This is a genomic window from aff. Roholtiella sp. LEGE 12411, from assembly GCF_015206995.1.
Taxonomy (GTDB): Bacteria; Cyanobacteriota; Cyanobacteriia; order Cyanobacteriales; family Nostocaceae; genus Komarekiella.
The window spans coordinates 17,032-32,701 of record NZ_JADEXR010000057.1 but is presented as its reverse complement, the minus strand read 5'-3'; the positions used below and the strand labels follow the sequence as shown (position 1 = coordinate 32,701).

Annotated in this window: 16 protein-coding genes; 11 read left to right on the top strand and 5 right to left on the bottom strand. The window is 41.6% G+C overall.

Features of this window, described 5'->3' with window-relative positions; genetic code table 11:
- The coding region (locus tag IQ246_RS14755) for a transposase (protein WP_194004112.1) at positions 1–99 on the top strand (99 nt) is incomplete at its 5' end.
- A gap of 268 nt (positions 100–367) precedes the next feature.
- Positions 368–1,090, top strand: a complete 723-nt coding sequence (locus IQ246_RS14750; protein WP_194004111.1) for a carbonic anhydrase — start codon at positions 368–370, stop codon at positions 1,088–1,090.
- 177 nt (positions 1,091–1,267) lie between these two features.
- Here the strand turns inward: IQ246_RS14750 and IQ246_RS14745 are convergent, their stop codons facing one another.
- A complete protein-coding gene (locus IQ246_RS14745) occupies positions 1,268–2,056 on the bottom strand; it encodes a DUF1868 domain-containing protein (RefSeq protein ID WP_194004110.1) in 789 nt (262 codons plus the stop codon).
- A gap of 205 nt (positions 2,057–2,261) precedes the next feature.
- Between IQ246_RS14745 and holA the strand changes: the two genes are divergently transcribed.
- Positions 2,262–3,251 carry a DNA polymerase III subunit delta gene (gene holA, locus IQ246_RS14740; RefSeq protein WP_194004109.1) on the top strand — a complete coding sequence of 330 codons (990 nt, stop codon included), beginning with the start codon at positions 2,262–2,264 and terminating at the stop codon, positions 3,249–3,251.
- A 286-nt stretch (positions 3,252–3,537) separates the two neighbouring features.
- Positions 3,538–4,014, top strand: coding sequence for a DUF4168 domain-containing protein (locus tag IQ246_RS14735; RefSeq protein WP_370588502.1), 477 nt, complete (start codon positions 3,538–3,540; stop codon positions 4,012–4,014).
- Positions 4,015–4,080: 66 nt separating this feature from the next.
- On the opposite strand, the gene IQ246_RS14730 is transcribed toward IQ246_RS14735, so the two are convergent.
- Complete coding sequence (locus IQ246_RS14730) at positions 4,081–4,692, bottom strand: HD family hydrolase (protein WP_194004107.1); 612 nt, start codon at positions 4,690–4,692, stop codon at positions 4,081–4,083.
- On the bottom strand, positions 4,682–4,933 hold the full coding sequence (locus IQ246_RS14725; protein ID WP_194004106.1) for a hypothetical protein: 252 nt from the start codon (positions 4,931–4,933) through the stop codon (positions 4,682–4,684). The genes IQ246_RS14730 and IQ246_RS14725 overlap by 11 nt, the downstream gene beginning before the upstream one ends.
- Positions 4,934–5,440: 507 nt before the next feature.
- Here IQ246_RS14725 and IQ246_RS14720 point away from each other — a divergent pair.
- The 4 genes from IQ246_RS14720 (at position 5,441) to IQ246_RS14705 (ending at position 10,346) form a co-directional block, all read left to right on the top strand.
- Positions 5,441–6,028, top strand: coding sequence for a TetR/AcrR family transcriptional regulator (locus IQ246_RS14720; RefSeq protein ID WP_194004105.1), 588 nt, complete (start codon positions 5,441–5,443; stop codon positions 6,026–6,028).
- Between the two features lie 318 nt (positions 6,029–6,346).
- The gene (locus IQ246_RS14715) at positions 6,347–7,021 is read left to right on the top strand and encodes a glutathione S-transferase family protein (protein WP_194004104.1); all 675 of its coding nucleotides are present in this window, start codon (positions 6,347–6,349) and stop codon (positions 7,019–7,021) included.
- A 119-nt stretch (positions 7,022–7,140) separates the two neighbouring features.
- On the top strand, positions 7,141–8,613 hold the full coding sequence (locus IQ246_RS14710; RefSeq protein WP_194004103.1) for a TldD/PmbA family protein: 1,473 nt from the start codon (positions 7,141–7,143) through the stop codon (positions 8,611–8,613).
- Between the two features lie 392 nt (positions 8,614–9,005).
- Positions 9,006–10,346: a TldD/PmbA family protein gene (locus IQ246_RS14705; protein WP_194004113.1), complete on the top strand. Its 1,341-nt coding sequence runs from the start codon at positions 9,006–9,008 to the stop codon at positions 10,344–10,346.
- Positions 10,347–10,402: 56 nt separating this feature from the next.
- Here the strand turns inward: IQ246_RS14705 and IQ246_RS14700 are convergent, their stop codons facing one another.
- Entirely contained in the window at positions 10,403–10,843 is a 441-nt protein-coding gene (locus IQ246_RS14700; RefSeq protein WP_194004102.1) for a pentapeptide repeat-containing protein, read from the bottom strand.
- A gap of 239 nt (positions 10,844–11,082) precedes the next feature.
- Positions 11,083–11,301, bottom strand: a complete 219-nt coding sequence (locus IQ246_RS14695) for a hypothetical protein (protein WP_194004101.1) — start codon at positions 11,299–11,301, stop codon at positions 11,083–11,085.
- Positions 11,302–11,886: 585 nt separating this feature from the next.
- Here IQ246_RS14695 and uvsE point away from each other — a divergent pair.
- The 3 genes from uvsE (at position 11,887) to IQ246_RS14680 (ending at position 15,643) form a co-directional block, all read left to right on the top strand.
- The gene (uvsE, locus tag IQ246_RS14690) at positions 11,887–12,828 is read left to right on the top strand and encodes a UV DNA damage repair endonuclease UvsE (RefSeq protein ID WP_194004100.1); all 942 of its coding nucleotides are present in this window, start codon (positions 11,887–11,889) and stop codon (positions 12,826–12,828) included.
- Positions 12,829–12,892: 64 nt separating this feature from the next.
- The gene (locus IQ246_RS14685) at positions 12,893–14,491 is read left to right on the top strand and encodes an Hsp70 family protein (protein WP_194004099.1); all 1,599 of its coding nucleotides are present in this window, start codon (positions 12,893–12,895) and stop codon (positions 14,489–14,491) included.
- 246 nt (positions 14,492–14,737) lie between these two features.
- Positions 14,738–15,643, top strand: a complete 906-nt coding sequence (locus IQ246_RS14680; RefSeq protein ID WP_339379293.1) for a tetratricopeptide repeat protein — start codon at positions 14,738–14,740, stop codon at positions 15,641–15,643.
- Positions 15,644–15,670 lie beyond the last annotated feature (27 nt).

Below are 15,670 nucleotides of genomic sequence, written 5' to 3'. Positions count from 1 at the left end.
AATAACAAACTTAAGCTAATTAAGCGTTCTGGTTATGGGTTTAGAAATTTTGAAAATTTCAGAGTTAGATGTCTATTAAATTGGCAATTTAATTATTAGTTTAGCATAACAAGTACTGAAGAACCATAAACTTGTAGATTTCGCGCTGAGGTTGTCAAGAGTCAAAAGTCCACAGTCAAAGGCTAGCTTGGACTTTTGACTCTTGATCTGGGACAGCCTCAGCGCGATAATATTTGATCTAGACGCGTATCAGCTTAATTAACAACTGAAGATTAAATGACTCTTAAACCGTGTTAGAAAGTACTCTTGCATCCCGCCTAAATCTGATATCTTGCTGACAACGACAAACCTGTTATCAGATAGATAAATGAGTCGCATTAATGGATTTGTAGGACGTCGTGATTTTTTGAAGTTGGCAAGTGTGCTAAGCATTACGGTTACTGCTTTTGGCCATAGCCTTTGGAGTACAGAGCAAGCTGCTGTTGCTGGTGTTCATCCAGACAACCCCAATCCAGTAAGTCCTAACGAAGCTATCAAGCGCTTGCTGGATGGTAATCAAAGATTCTTGCATCAAAAACGTAAATATCCTGATCAATCACTGGAACATTTGCAATTAATAGCAAAAGCTCAGTATCCTTTTGCATCTATTTTGGGCTGTGCAGATTCCAGAGTACCTGCGGAAATTGTCTTCGATCAGGGACTTGGGGATTTATTTGTCGTGAGAGTCGCTGGTAATGTCGTCAGTGACACGATTATAGGTAGTTTGGAATACTCTACAGCAGTATTAGGTTCTCAATTGATTGTGATTCTGGGCCATAGAAGATGTGGTGCAGTAGCAGAAGCAATCAAAAACGAGCCACTTCCTGGCAGAATTAGTTTGATTATTGAGGGCATTAAACCATCTTTAGCAAGGGCAAAGCTAACAACAGATGATACAACTCAGGATGCTGTTATAGCTAACATTCAATATCAAGCTGAAAAATTACAGGAAAGCTCAACAATTTTGGCAAAACTTATCACTGAAGGCAAACTACAAATTGTTAGTGCTTGTTACGATATTGAAACTGGTAAAGTAACTGTTATTACTTAAAGCTTTCACCCTTTGTCGGTGCGAAATTATTGATTCGGAGAATTTACAAAAACTCTTAATTTGATTTATCAATCACAGCAATTAATTAGAAGCTGTTAAAGTTAGCTCAGCGGGTTTTTTACGAATAGACCAAAGTATAGTGGGCATTATAATGCCCACCCCATAAGCTAGTCCCCTTTAAAAATCTAAACTCGGCCAATCTGATTCACGATAATAGTGCGTCATATTGTCAAATTTCCGCAGTTCGACTCGGTGAATCAAAAATTCTGGGGAATTTAACAGCCATTGCTGATTCAACCCAGAAAGCATAGTGCTGAAATTGATCCGGTCTAAATCTGGTGAAACTTCCCCAAAATATCCTAATGTAACATGAGCTGTGAAGTGATAATGCTGTTCAATACCCAAAGCAATTAACTTCGGATTTTGATAGATTGTGCGGCGAAATTGAATAATTTGCTCGTAGCAGCGTTCATCCTGGGGTACTAAACAGACAGCTACAGCTCTTGGCATGACTATCAACCCTAGCACTTGCCAGTAAATTGGATTAGTCTCGCGTGTCATGGATTGTTGATATTGCCGAAATATTTCAACACAGCAAGAGTGTAACTGTTGCTCAAATTCAGGATTTTTTTCATCGGCATCACGGTAAGCACTATCCCAAATCAAATCTGCCAAAGTCAGATGAAAGCTAGCAGGAGGTACAGGAATAATCAAATCACTGTTTACAGGCAACTGCAAAAGTTCCTGCTGGTAAGCTTGTAATTTGGCGTAAAAACCAGCGTTTTCTGATTCTTCATCCGCAGATGGGGTAATTAGCGTATAGCCAGGAAAAGGTGCTGCAATTCTCGCCCCAGAATGTGGCTGAAATTTAGAAGATTCCTGGATATGCTGGACTTGGGATCTGTAGGCTTCTGGTAGCGTCATTCTTGCTACCCGATTCAAATAAGTTTGATAGTTGTCGTCCAATCTTCTTAGCCTCTTGCTCTAACTTGATAGATTTTAAGGAAAATTACCCAAATTAACAGATTGATTTCCAAAGTATTTAGCTTTGTTCGTGTGATGGAAGCTGATAGTCAGAGGAAGGGAGGAAGAGGGAAAGGGAAGAGAAGGACAAGAATTCAAAACTACTCCCCCACTCCCCCACTCTCCTTATTTTCCACGAGGTTTGTCTATGCCGATTTATGTTTACTGGGGTGAAGACGATTTTGCTATAGAAAAAGCAGTTGCTCTTGTGCGCGATCGCGTCCTCGATCCTCAATGGACAAGTTTTAACTACACTTCATTTCCCTCAGAGCAAGCTGATGCTGCGATCCAAGGGTTAAATCAAGTAATGACACCAGCTTTTGGCGCTGGTGGGCGCTTGGTGTGGTTGATAAATAATACTCTTTGCCAGCACTGTCCAGACAATGTATTAGCAGAACTAGTACGAACATTGCCACTAATCCCGGAAAATTCTTTTTTATTGCTTACCAACCGCAACAAACCAGATGAACGCCTGAAATCAACGAAATTATTGAAACAATTTGCTACCGAATTCCGAGAATTTCCTCTGATCCCACCCTGGAAGACAGAATTGTTAGTGCAATCTGTTAATCAAGTGGCTCTTGCTGTCGGTGTAAAGCTGACTCCCAAGACTGCCCAATTATTGGCAGAGTCTGTAGGTAACGATACACGGCTTCTCTACAATGAGATCGAGAAATTACGGTTATATGCCGAAGGTAGCAATAAGCCTTTAGACGTAGCTACCGTTACACAGTTAGTCAGAAATACTACCCAAAATAGCTTACAATTAGCAGCAGCAATCAGAACAGGGGATACAGCTAAATCTCTGGGAACATTGGCAGAACTCATCAACGCTTCCGAGCCTGGATTGCGGATAGTTTTAACACTGATTGGTCAATTTCGCACCTGGTTATGGGTCAAGATCATGATAGAGAGTGGTGAGCACAATCAACAAGCGATCGCCTCAGCTGCTGATGTAGGTAATCCCAAACGCATCTACTTTTTACAGCAAGAAGTCAAGTTTCTATCTGTAGAACAGCTAATCTCTTGTTTACCCCTACTACTGGAGTTAGAAATAAGTCTTAAGCAGGGAGCTTCAGAAATGCCAGTACTCCAAACTAAAGTTATTGAACTGTGTCAAATATGCCGAGGAAGTTGACAATAAATATATGAAGTCTATGGATTCAATTTTGTCCGGAACTTACCACTCCTGAAATAGTTCAAAGTTATTATCATATCCCTATTGCAGTTCAGTCTCACACACTATTATGGGTAACATTTTCTCTTTCTTTTTTCAACCTAACCGAAAGCGATGTTTGACGACAAGTCCTAACACTCAACAACTCGTTACCAATGCGCTAACAGGTACTATTCGAGAATATCTTAGTGAAACGCACTCGCCTGGCTTACAAAACCCTGCTCGCAGTTCTAAGCACCCCAAACCGATACTCAAACTTCTCTCTTCGGCGCTGTCTCATCACTATACCTATACTATTCCCCAATCCTTACTTTTTGGCGTAATAACCACTGCAAGTGTGATTTCCAGCACTTTGTTATTAAATTCAAAAGCTTACGCTCAAACTTCACCAGTTAACAATACTGAAATTAATAGTTACGCCCAAGCTGTGTTAGCAATGGAGCCAGATCGTCAACACGCCTTTGAAGAAATTAAAAAACTTATTGGTAGTGGAGAAATTCCCAAAATTGTTTGTAACGACGGTAATAGTATAAATGGTCTTCCAAGGAAAGCTCAAGAGATTGCAGTCAATTACTGTACGCGCTCTCAAAAAATAGTTGAAGATAATGGTTTGAGTATTGATCGTTTCAACACAATTACTATGGAAGCACAAAATAATAATAATTTAAAGCGACAGATTTATAACACATTATTACGTTTACAAAAAACTTCTGATTTGCGTTAGGGAAAACTTGCGAATAATTTATAAAAAATTACATGAAGAAAAAATCAAATCGAAATAATAATGCTTTCAGCCTCGCTCCATATCATCAGATGTTTTCAGGCACTCTAATTCTTTCAATATCTGTAGAAGCCTAGAGTCACTTTGAACCTTCTGGGCAGAGTCAAAGAAGCTTTTCGGATCAACCAGATTTTGTTGCCCATAAACACTGGCTTGCAAACCCATCTCTAAACAATCAATCTCGCGAACAAAGCGAGCTTCTGGTGATGTTCCTGCTGAAAACTCTTTCCACAACGCCAAGTGAGTTGAACCACCAGGCAGTTTCGATAGAACTTTTTCCACAGAAATACATTCGAGACGCTGTTTTTCTGATGCCTCCACATTATCTAGAGGCGTAAAGTCACCTGCATGAATTTCTCCAAGATCGTGTAATAACGCCATGCAAATCACTTTCCACTTATCCAATTCAGGAAAGTAAGACTCCACCAAAAATAGTGCCAAGAGGGTGACGCAAAATGAATGTTCAGCAACACTCTCGCAATTCCCAGAGGGGATACCACGCTGCAACCAACCTTGGCGATAGAGTTGTTTGAGATGATTGAACTCAAAATACGCTTCAACAATGGCTGATACTTTTTGGTTTTTGAGAAAATCGTGCGGTAAAGGAGCTTTAGTTTTCATTGTGATAGATGTGATGCCTCAATTTTTTAACACTAATTGCGCTGAAATCACCATTTTTGTATGCAGCCACCGCCGCTGCCCAAATGATATCTCGCTCTTTCTTGAGCAGCTTAATATTTATATAGCTATAGTAATCCGATTTGATTCGTGAACTGACTTGTAGAGACACCGAATGGGGGATAGGGGATAGGGAATGGGAAGTGAGAAAAAAGGGAGTTAGAGTTGTACGCAGTTCTTTCAAAAATCAAATAGGAATCCTATATTTTTAAACACCCTTCTTTTAATTCTAAAGGAATTAGACTTTTCAATGCTTGATTTATTTTTGGCTCTAATTCCGCAAAATTATTAACTTTATTGAGATGATACCTAATATCGTTGGCTGTAGGAATGTTATTTAATAATTTAGCCGTATTCTCAATACATAGTTACAGATGGAGTTTTCTGGTTGATCATCAAAGTCGGCAACAAACTTGTTCTGGAACTGCAACCTCGGCGATCGCAGTCTTGATCAACTAAGGAAGCAGCCTTTCCCGGTAAAATTCATGCCGCAGTCCCCACAGTACCCCAAGTAATCCCAACTCTGACCACTTGCTCAAATCCTTGCCATGCTGGAGTTTAGACTAGTCATGAGCGCAAAACTCTAAACCCTTACGGCAATTGATGTACATCAAGATGACACGCCCTAGACTTGACTCTCAAGCAAACCTTATGCTAATCTTATTCAGACCAATCGGTCGGAAAAGCTTTGATGTCTAAAGGCGAAGAAACAAAAACCAAAATTCTCCAACAAGCAGCGGATCTGTTTAATCAACAAGGTTATGCAGGCTCGTCTATGTCAGATATTATGCGTGTCACCGGATTGCAGAAAGGAGGAATTTACAATCACTTCCAGAGCAAAGATGATCTAGCATTACAAGCTTTTGATTTTGCGATCGCATGTGTTAGTAGGCATTATATATCCGTATTGCGAAGCAAGCATCATGCAGTTGAGCGGCTTCAAGCAATTATTAACGTATTTAGTGGTTTTGTAGATAACCCGCCAGTTCAGGGAGGCTGTCCCTTACTAAACACTGCTGTTGAGAGTGATGATGCTCATCCTGCGCTGCGCGATCGCACTCAACAGGTGATGAACTCTTGGCTGAATCTGATTTGTCGAATTATTGAAACAGGCATTGAAAAGGGTGAAATTCGCCCGGAAGTGAATGCTGATGAAATTGCAACCATCATCACTGCAACTTTAGAAGGAGCAATTATGATGAGCAAACTCTATGGAAGTTCGATTCACATGCAAAGAGCAGTGAATCATCTAAATCAATATATAGAAAGTCATCTTTAAATCTATGAGGATGTTTGAAAAGTCCGTTTTCATGTATCTGGCCATTAGAAATCGCGCGCCACTTACTACAAGTCGGGGAACCCTTGACGCTCCTACGTCGTTACCGCTTCTCTACGAGACGCTGCGCGAACGCTAACACCAACGCAGTGGCTTGGCTACACCAGACAAAACCTGCCTTTGCAGGTTAACAAATTCTTGATTTGGTGTTAGCCCGCGGAGGTGGACTTTGGTTGTGTAGTAGCGAATTCTAATCGCCGATAACTTTTAAAACATCCTCTATGGCACAAATCAAAGTATTAGTTTATTCAGGAATTTTATATGCTCCAATTCTACTACAATCCCCTTTCGCCTAATGCTCGCCGTGTGTGGATTACCTTATTAGAAAAGGAAATTCCCTTTGAACCAGTTTTGCTTAACTTAGATGGTGATCAGTTACAATCAGACTTTTTGAAAATTAATCCTTTCCATCACATTCCAGTTGTGGTAGATAACGGTTTTCAAATTGTAGAATCTCTGGCAATTATGGATTATTTAGAAAGTAAATATCCCATACCTGCAATGCTACCTACCGAACCTCAAGCATTAGCAACAGTGCGGATGGTGCAAATGGTAACTGCAAATGAATTATTTCCGCAAGTGATTGCACTAATTTATGAAAGTGAAGACTCACCGCAATTTGCACAGGCAAAGCAGAATATAGATAAAGTATTGCAGTTTCTTACTCCAGTGCTGGGCGATCGCTCTTTTTTTGGCAGTGATCAGTTAACCTTGGCTGATATTGTCGCCGGAATAGCCATCCATTCATTACCTCTTTTAGGTTTCCATCTCAGTAATTACCCCAGTCTGAATCAATGGTCTGAGCGATTGATGCAACGCCCAGTGTGGCAGAAAACCAAATTGAGCGCTGAAGACTTTGAAGCATTTAAGCGGCGAGTCAGAATTTTGGTAAAGTTGCGTAGGCGTGAGATGAATAAAGGAAATCAAGCAAAGTAGCTGGAACCAAGTTGCTTTTCAAAGAGCCACCCCAGATGTCATCTGGGTAAATTTGCTAGAGTGAACACACCAGGATTTTTCAGTCAAATCTCTGATTACGCCAGCAGACGAGGCTACCCATGCTTACAAGTACGTTAATTCTCTCGAACCAACTTCCCACCCTACAATACTCTTCCACCCCAGAGCGTTTCGATGAAACCTGGGAAGCCCCTCTGGCTACCCTCCTGGGACTAGGACGCGCCGCTGGCGCTGACTTCATCGAATTATTCTTAGAGCGTCGCAACTACATCAGCTGTCTTGCAGAAGACGACGCCATCACCAGTATTTCACCAAGTCTAGCTACAGGTGCGGGGGTCAGAGTATTTCGCGGCAAAGCCGACTGCTACGTTAGCACCAATGACCTTTCATTTTCCGGTTTAAAAGCAGCCTTAGAAAAAGGTCTTTCTATTCTAGGATTACAACTACCTGCTCCCAAGGCTTTCATCCCAGAAATCAACCTGGAGTTATTGAGAGACTACGCCACCAAAAGAAACAAAGATGGATGGCTCACGCTGTGTAGCTCCATCCGAGAAATGGGAGAAGTCCTTCTTGATGGTACTGCCCAGCTCAAGCTAAAAGCTAGTCATGTCCAATCGCGCCGTGCTACTTATTTTCGGGATTGGCAAGAAGTTTTAATCGCCGCCAGCGATGGTACTTTTGCTCGTGACATTCGCCTCACCCAGTCAGTAGGATTTAACCTCCTGTCTGCTGATGGTGCTAATCGCTCCTCCATCGGTGAGCGTGCTGGTAACACTAGCGATGCTAACTTTTTAAGAACTTGGGATTATCAACAAGCCGCCGAGCAAATAGCCGAATCCGCTGGGAAAATGCTCTATGCAGATTACGTGGAATCAGGCACTTACCCCATCATTATGGCGAATCACTTTGGCGGCGTCATCTTCCACGAAGCCTGTGGACACTTGCTGGAAACCACTCAAATTGAACGCAATACTACCCCTTTTGCCGATAAAAAAGGCGAAAAAATTGCCCACGAAAGTTTGACAGCCTGGGATGAAGGGCGTGCTGAAAATGCTTTTGGCACAATTGACATGGATGACGAAGGTATGCCTGCTCAAAGAACCCTATTAATTGAAAAAGGCGTTCTCAAAAACTTTTTAGCAGATAGAGCAGGTTCCTCACGCACTGGACACCCCAGGACTGGAAGTGGACGCCGCCAGAATTACACCTATGCCGCTGCTAGCCGGATGCGTAATACCTATATTGATTCTGGTGAATATAGCATTGAAGATTTATTCGCCTCTGTTGATAAAGGCATTTACTGCAAAAAGATGGGCGGCGGTAGTGTTGGCGCAACAGGTCAATTTAACTTTAGTGTGGATGAAGCTTATTTGATTGAAAATGGCAAAATCACTAAACCGCTAAAGGGAGCCATCCTTATCGGTGAAGCCAAGGAAATTATGAACAAAATTTCCTTATGTTCTCAAGATTTGGAAATTGCCCCCGGTTTTTGTGGCTCTGTTAGTGGCAGTATTTACACTACAGTCGGACAACCCCACATCAAAGTCGATTCTATTACCGTAGGTGGACGCTAGAGAATTTTAGATTTTAGATTTTGGATTTGAGATTAAAATCTAAATCTAGAATCTAGAAAAAGGTTTCAAGCCTCTCCATTTCTGGAGATAAAAAACAAAAAAAATCAACATTCAAGCCTCTTCTTTAAAGAAGAGGTTACTCCAAAATCGTCAATCAAAAATCCAAAATCGAGTGACTGTAGCGTCAATCAAAACACTACGAGAAAAATACAAGTCCCAAAATCCAAAATCCAAAACCTAACATCTAAAATTGACTCGTTTCCAATCCAAAATCCGTCTTGAAAAGTTCAGATCGCCGGAAGCCGGCGCTCCGACGCCAGTTGCTTTCCGACGCAAGGCGACAGGAACGCACTGGCTCGACTTTTCGCAAAATCCAAAATCTAAAATTGACTATGCCGAATATTAACGAGATTGCAAGTTATGCCAAGGACAATGCTAATAAGCTTGGCATTAAAAAATTTGACATTTATGGCTCAACAGTAGATGAAACTAGTGTACAAGTGGATCAAGGTGAGCCAAAACAAGTCAAAGCCTCAAATCGCTCTGGTGTTACTGTCCGTGTCTGGAATGAAGACAATACAATGGGTGTCACCAGCACCACAGATGTAGACCCTAATGGGCTGGAATTAGCTTTAAAAACTGCTTATGAAGCCAGTTTTTTTGGCGTTAAGGAAAATGTACCTGATTTTAGTCCAGAGGCTACTATTCCTATTGCAAATAAACCTGAAGACAAAGCACCCCAAGCACCTGTTGCTGAACTGATTGAAAAACTATTGGTTGCTGAAAAAGAATTACTAGCAGTTCATCCAGCAATTAAAGGTGTGCCTTATAATGGTTTGGCGCAAAGAGATATTGACAGGTTCTATCTCAATAGCGACGGCGCAGCCAGAATTGAATCTCACTCCTTAGCATCGGTTTATCTTTATAGCAAAACTGAGGAAGAAGGAAAAAAACCGCGCAGTGCAGGCGCTTTTAGAATCAACCGGAGTTTAAATAATTTAGACATTAATGGTTGCATCAAAGAAACCGCAGAGAAAACTATCAGCCACTTGAACTATGAAAAAATCAAGACTGGCAAATATAGAGTTGTTTTCTCACCGGAGGCTTTCTTAAGCCTGTTGGGTGGTTTTTCTAACTTGTTCAATGCTCAAAGTATTCTGGACAACCAAAGCCTATCGACTCCTGATGATTTAGGCAAGCCAATCGCTTCCCCTCTGCTTTCGGTTTATGATGATGCATTACATCCAGCGAATGTAGGCGCAGAAAGTTTTGATGGTGAAGGAACTCCCACTCGTCAGATTTCACTGATTGAAAAAGGAGTTTTGACAGGTTTTCTCCACAGTGCTGGAACTGCTAAAAGGATGAATGCTCAGCCAACTGGGAACGCAAGTATTGGCGCAAAAGTCAATGTTAGTCCGAATTTTTATCATGTTTTTTCGGCAGCAACCCCTGAGCAGGAATTGAGTCTAGAAACTTCTGAGAATGTGATTTTTATCGATGATTTACAAGCTCTCCATGCTGGAGTTAAGTCTTTACAAGGCTCATTTTCTTTGCCGTTTGATGGTTGGCTAGTTAACAAGGGTGTTAGGACAAGTATTGAGTCAGCAACAGTTGCTGGCGATTTCTTGGAACTATTGAAGTCAATTATTTTTGTCGAAAAAGAGGCGGAGTTAACTCCAGGAGGTGTTTGTCCCAAAATTTGGGTGGATGAATTATCTATTACTGGAGAGTAAAACTTAAGAGTTAAGAGTTAAGAGTTTTTAATTTGTAAACTGAAAACTCTTAACCCTCACTCGCCTCCTCCAACACCAAGATTAATATCAAACCCATCAGCACCATTTAGATTAGTGCCAATCATCACAGCGCCGTCTACTTGAGCACTGTGTAAATTAGCATCGGTTAAATTGGCATTAGTAAGATTGGCATTCTCAAAGTTAGTACCACTGGCAAAAGTTTCTGTAAGATTAGCAGACTTCAAATTTGCACCATGCAAATCAGCGCCTTCTAAGTTAGCGCCTTCAAGATTAGCACCCTGTAAATTTGCTTTTCTCAAGTCTACACCTATTAGGTGAGCGCCTTTCAGGTTCACGCCTGTTAAATCACATCCAAAACATTCTCTAGTTTCTAGCAAGCGCCGGAGGTTGGTGGTGCTTTCAGCTTTTACAGGAATGGGAGCACTTAGAGCTACTGTGCTAAGTAAAGCTGCTGCTGTGAGAAATATTGCTTTCATTCTGTACACCTCCATCACTTCTAGAAGTCGTTGAATATTTAACTTCTACAGTCCTATTCTCTAGAAATCTCAGAATCCTGTCCTCATGCAAGCGGAGTAATTGAAATTATCTATGAGACTACGTATTGTTTGTTGAGCTAGTCCGATGGGATTAAAATCAGATACGTATACTAATGATCTAACCCTGTATACATTAGCCAGAATGCTGACTGCTATTCAATTTTAGCCTTTTTAATTACTTAAACCTTGGATGTCGGTTTCAAAAATAGCCACGCTACAAAGAATGTCGCTGCTGTAAATAGTTGCGTCAGATCTAAAGCAGATAGATAGCCATCGGAAAATGAAGCAATACTGCGATCAGTAATGCCAAATACCCAGGATGAAAGGCCAAACAGCCAAATCCCATTCTTGAGATTTCCGACAAATTGTTTAGAGTCTGATGGTTTTTGGTCGTTCATAATTTATGCTCCGTTTGTGGAAAATCTGGCGATTGATTAGTAAAAACTTTTCTGACTCCTGACGTTGAATTTACTTTATATTAATAAATATTTCAGGTTCTTGACTTCCCTACTTACAGGTACATCTCCTAATGTTGACATTCCTCCTTTGGTTAAGTCACCTTGGATGCACAGCAATGGCTTGAGTTCTGAGCTTCCTAGCCTAAAATTTCAATAATTTCATTACTAAATCATTACAAAGCCATATAAACATTTATGGATGCATTACAAAAAGTACTCCGTAAGGCAGATGTATTTAAATAGCAGCCCAAGCATTGAGCGAACGCGCATATAGCTATGGCTAAAAAAGTTGCGTATCAGGTATTTAAACCGCGTCTACCTTGAAAACCATAGTTTTTTGGAATTAGAGTAAAGCTCAGAATTCAAGCCACAAGAGAATAATACACTCTCCTTAAAAACTCCAGGTTTCAAAATAGACGGGGTTTATATCCTTTAAATTTCGGACTTCATTCTTTAGATACTCATGACTCAGTTGCACAATTTACTTAGATCTTAAAGAAGGGCAACAGTTGATAAACTTGAATAATGACTGCAATTCATTTCCAAAATCTACTTAATACACAGCAGTGCCAAGAAAGCACTTTGCCCCACTTAGGGCTAGTTTGCATCACCTTTGACAAAAAGGTGCGCTTTCGGACAATGACGCGTACTCGCTACTTGAAACTCTCTCTAAGTCAGCGTGAAAGTGCCCTAAGAGAAATATATGGACATAACTTACAGCGTTTGCATGATGCTCTGTCCTTTTGTCAGGAGAACGGAATTTGGCTGTATCGCATGTCCTCTGGTTTGTTTCCTCTGAGTGACATGGAAGACGAAATCGGCGCAAATATTTTAGAGGAAATGAGCGCTAACTTAGGCGAAATTGGTCAGCGAGCGCAAGCATTAAGCATTAGAATGGTGCTGCACCCAGACCAATATGTAGTGTTGAGTTCTGATTCTGCCGAAGTGGTACAAACAAGTATCAAAATTCTCGAACGACATGCGCGGACATTTGACTTATTGAGTTTACCGCGATCGCCTTGGTCATTAATGAATATTCATGGTGGCAAATCTCAACGCACCGAACAACTGGTGCGGGTAATTTCAGAATTACCAGAAGCGATTAAAAGCCGCTTGACTTTGGAAAATGACGAATACGCTTACAGTGCTAGTGAAATTTTAGCAGTGTGTCAACAAGCTGGCGTACCGATGGTATTCGATGCCCATCACCATATTTGCCACGAAAATCTAGATAGCTACGATCATCCGAGTGTAAAAGACATGTTTTACGCAGCGCGAGAAACTTGGGCGAATCCAGATTGGCAGTTAGTACATATTTCTAATGGTGAAGTGGCTTTCAATGACAGAAAACATAGTGATTTGATTACTGCTATGCCCAATGTCTACCATCAAGCACCGTGGATAGAAGTTGAAGCCAAACACAAAGAAGAAGCGATCGCCCATTTGCGCTCTTGGTGGGTTATGTAGAATAATCACAATTGGCAGTCTTCACCCTAGTGTTTGTATCTGGGCGCGAAATCATCAATAAAATATGGCGATCGCAATCGATTTTGGTACTAGCAACACAGTCATTACTCGCTGGAATCCTGTAACCCAACAGCCAGAAACCCTAAATCTACCAGGGTTATCAATTCAACAAAGTCTGAATCCGCCACTGATTCCTAGCCTTGTTTATGTTGAAGAAGCAACACAGGGTAAAGTTTTAATAGGGCAACAAGTACGCGATCGCGGTTTTGACCTCAAAGGTGAAACACGATTTTTTCGCAGCTTCAAGCGCGGTATCGGAGCAGATATCCAAGGTTTCTTACCCGAATTAGATGGGCAAATCATCACCTTTGAACAAGTAGGACAATGGTTTCTCACCAAGGTGATTGAGCAACTAGTACCTCTAGAAGGTGGGTTAGATTCTTTGGTGTTAACAGTACCAGTAGACAGCTTTGAAACTTATCGTCATTGGTTGGGAAAAATTTGTCAATCTCTCCCTGTCGAACAAGTGCGAATGCTAGATGAACCCACAGCAGCAGCTTTGGGTTATGGCTTAGCAGATCAAGAAATTCTTTTGGTAATTGACTTTGGTGGCGGTACTTTAGATTTATCTCTTGTACAGTTGGCTCAAGGTGTGCAAGCAAACACCAAACCCCTGGGATTTATTCTCAAGTGGGGTAATAAGTCCTTGGCTGAAGATTCCAAGCAAAAGGTAAAAACTGCCCGCGTACTAGCAAAAGCTGGGCAAAATTTAGGTGGTACTGATATTGATAATTGGTTAGTAGATTACTTTGCCAAAACTCAAGGACTGGCGGTAAGTCCCCTAACAACAAGACTAGCAGAAAAGGTAAAAATTCAACTATCAACCCAAAACCAAGCCAGTGAAGTTTATTTTGACGATGAGACATTTGAAAGCTATGAACTGGAACTAAACCGCGACACTCTGGAAAATATCCTCAAAGAACACGCGTTTTTTGAGCTACTCGATGAGTCGATGACGACACTATCGCAGCAAGCAAGACGCCAAGGAATAGAACTTGCAGATATTAATGCAGTGTTGTTAGTTGGTGGTACTGTGCAATTACCAGCAGTGCAGACATGGGTAAAACAGTATTTTGAGTCAGAGAAAATTCGTTGCGAACGTCCTTTTGAAGCGATCGCCCAAGGTGCATTACAGTTAACTCAAGGCATAGAAATCAAAGACTTTCTTTACCATAGTTACGGTGTGCGTTACTGGGATAGCCGTAAAGGATGCCACAAATGGCATCCGATTATTAAAGCTGGACAGGCGTATCCAATGAGTCAGCCAATGGAATTAGTCTTGGGGGCGTCTTTGGAAAATCAACCGAGTATTGAATTAATTATGGGAGAATTGGGAGCAGATAGAGGTAGCACCGAAGTTTATTTTGATGGCGATCGCCTGATTACTCGCCGTTCTGACAATGGCGAAACCACCGTCAAACCCCTCAATGATCAAGAAGGTGCTAGAACCATAGCCCAACTTACACCAACTGGATATCCAGGAAGCGATCGCATCAAGATCCTTTTTCAAGTTGATGAACAACGCTTTTTGCGAATTACCGTTGAGGACTTATTGACAAATGACACGCTATTAGAAAATCGGCTCGTAGCACAGTTAAGTTAGATACAGGGGAATTACCGAAAGTCCACTTTCAACGCGAGTGAACACAGGTCTGTTATAGTGTTCTACCACATAATACACCTGTGCCATTTTCTTGACGCACCACCAGGGCTGTTGGCACTACTAGGACATTCACATTCATCTTGGTAGGCTTTTTCCTCTGGAAGTTATAAAATTTTGATGCCGCAACAGCGGAGATCGTTTAAGCTAGCTGAAAGATTCTTTGATTTGTGGCTAAGAGGCGGTAGTGTGCCCAAACATGTTCGTTTGATTTCTCTTCTGGTTGTCTGTAGTTTGTGGAGTGTGCCAAGATCTGCTCACGCACAGGCACTCATCCCTCATACACTGCAACTTGATGCAGCGAAGTTGGAGAAGCAGGGGTTGAGTTTAGCTCAGGAGGCGGCTCAACTGGCTCAGTTTCAACAGGTTGAGTTAGCTTTGCCACGAGCGCGGCTGGCTACTCAACTGGCTCCGAAAAATGATAAAGTATGGTTGCTATTAGGTGGATTGCAGTTGCAAACTAAAGAGTTTGACGGTGCGATCGCCGCTTTGAAAAAAGCACAATCTCTCAACCCCAAAAATGCTGACATTTTGTTTGCTTTGGGTTCAGTTAATTTTCAGCAGAAAAATTACCAGGCGGCGGTTGAAAATTATCAAGCGGGTTTGAAGTTAAAACCCAATGACTCAGAGGGCTTATTTGATTTGGGTAATGCTTACTATTTGTTAGGTCGATTGCCTGATGCGATCGCGCAGTATAATAAAGCCGTCTCACAAGATAAAAAATTCTGGCCGGCGCTTAACAATATTGGTTTAATCAACTACGAGCAAGGTGATACCCAAGGAGCAATCAAGCAATGGCAAACAGCTGTCACGCTTGATAAGCAAGCCGCAGAACCTCTATTGGCATTGGCAGTAGCACTGTATACTAAGGGCGATGCCTCCGGCGAGCAAGGCTTACGCCAACAAGGACTCACCTTAGGAGAAGCCGCACTTCGTATAGATCAGCGCTATGCTAATTTAGATTTCCTCAAAGAAAATCTCTGGGGTCAGCGCTTGCTTTCTGATACGAAAAAATTCCTAGAATTACCCCGCATTCAGGCAGCCCTACAGCAAAGGGAAAACTCATCATCCCCAAGGCTTCAGCCTACCCAATAGGATAGTTAAAAGTACAGACGCGATTAT

Bases quoted from the DNA above. Each gene is read 5' to 3' on its own strand.
- IQ246_RS14750 (WP_194004111.1), top strand. From the start codon at position 368: ATGAGTCGCATTAATGGATTTGTAGGACGTCGTGATTTTTTGAAGTTG.
- holA (WP_194004109.1), top strand. From the start codon at position 2,262: ATGCCGATTTATGTTTACTGGGGTGAAGACGATTTTGCTATAGAAAAA.
- IQ246_RS14730 (WP_194004107.1), bottom strand. From the start codon at position 4,692: ATGAAAACTAAAGCTCCTTTACCGCACGATTTTCTCAAAAACCAAAAA.
- IQ246_RS14720 (WP_194004105.1), top strand. From the start codon at position 5,441: ATGTCTAAAGGCGAAGAAACAAAAACCAAAATTCTCCAACAAGCAGCG.
- IQ246_RS14715 (WP_194004104.1), top strand. From the start codon at position 6,347: ATGCTCCAATTCTACTACAATCCCCTTTCGCCTAATGCTCGCCGTGTG.
- IQ246_RS14710 (WP_194004103.1), top strand. From the start codon at position 7,141: ATGCTTACAAGTACGTTAATTCTCTCGAACCAACTTCCCACCCTACAA.
- IQ246_RS14705 (WP_194004113.1), top strand. From the start codon at position 9,006: ATGCCGAATATTAACGAGATTGCAAGTTATGCCAAGGACAATGCTAAT.
- IQ246_RS14700 (WP_194004102.1), bottom strand. From the start codon at position 10,843: ATGAAAGCAATATTTCTCACAGCAGCAGCTTTACTTAGCACAGTAGCT.
- IQ246_RS14695 (WP_194004101.1), bottom strand. From the start codon at position 11,301: ATGAACGACCAAAAACCATCAGACTCTAAACAATTTGTCGGAAATCTC.
- uvsE (WP_194004100.1), top strand. From the start codon at position 11,887: ATGACTGCAATTCATTTCCAAAATCTACTTAATACACAGCAGTGCCAA.
- IQ246_RS14685 (WP_194004099.1), top strand. From the start codon at position 12,893: ATGGCGATCGCAATCGATTTTGGTACTAGCAACACAGTCATTACTCGC.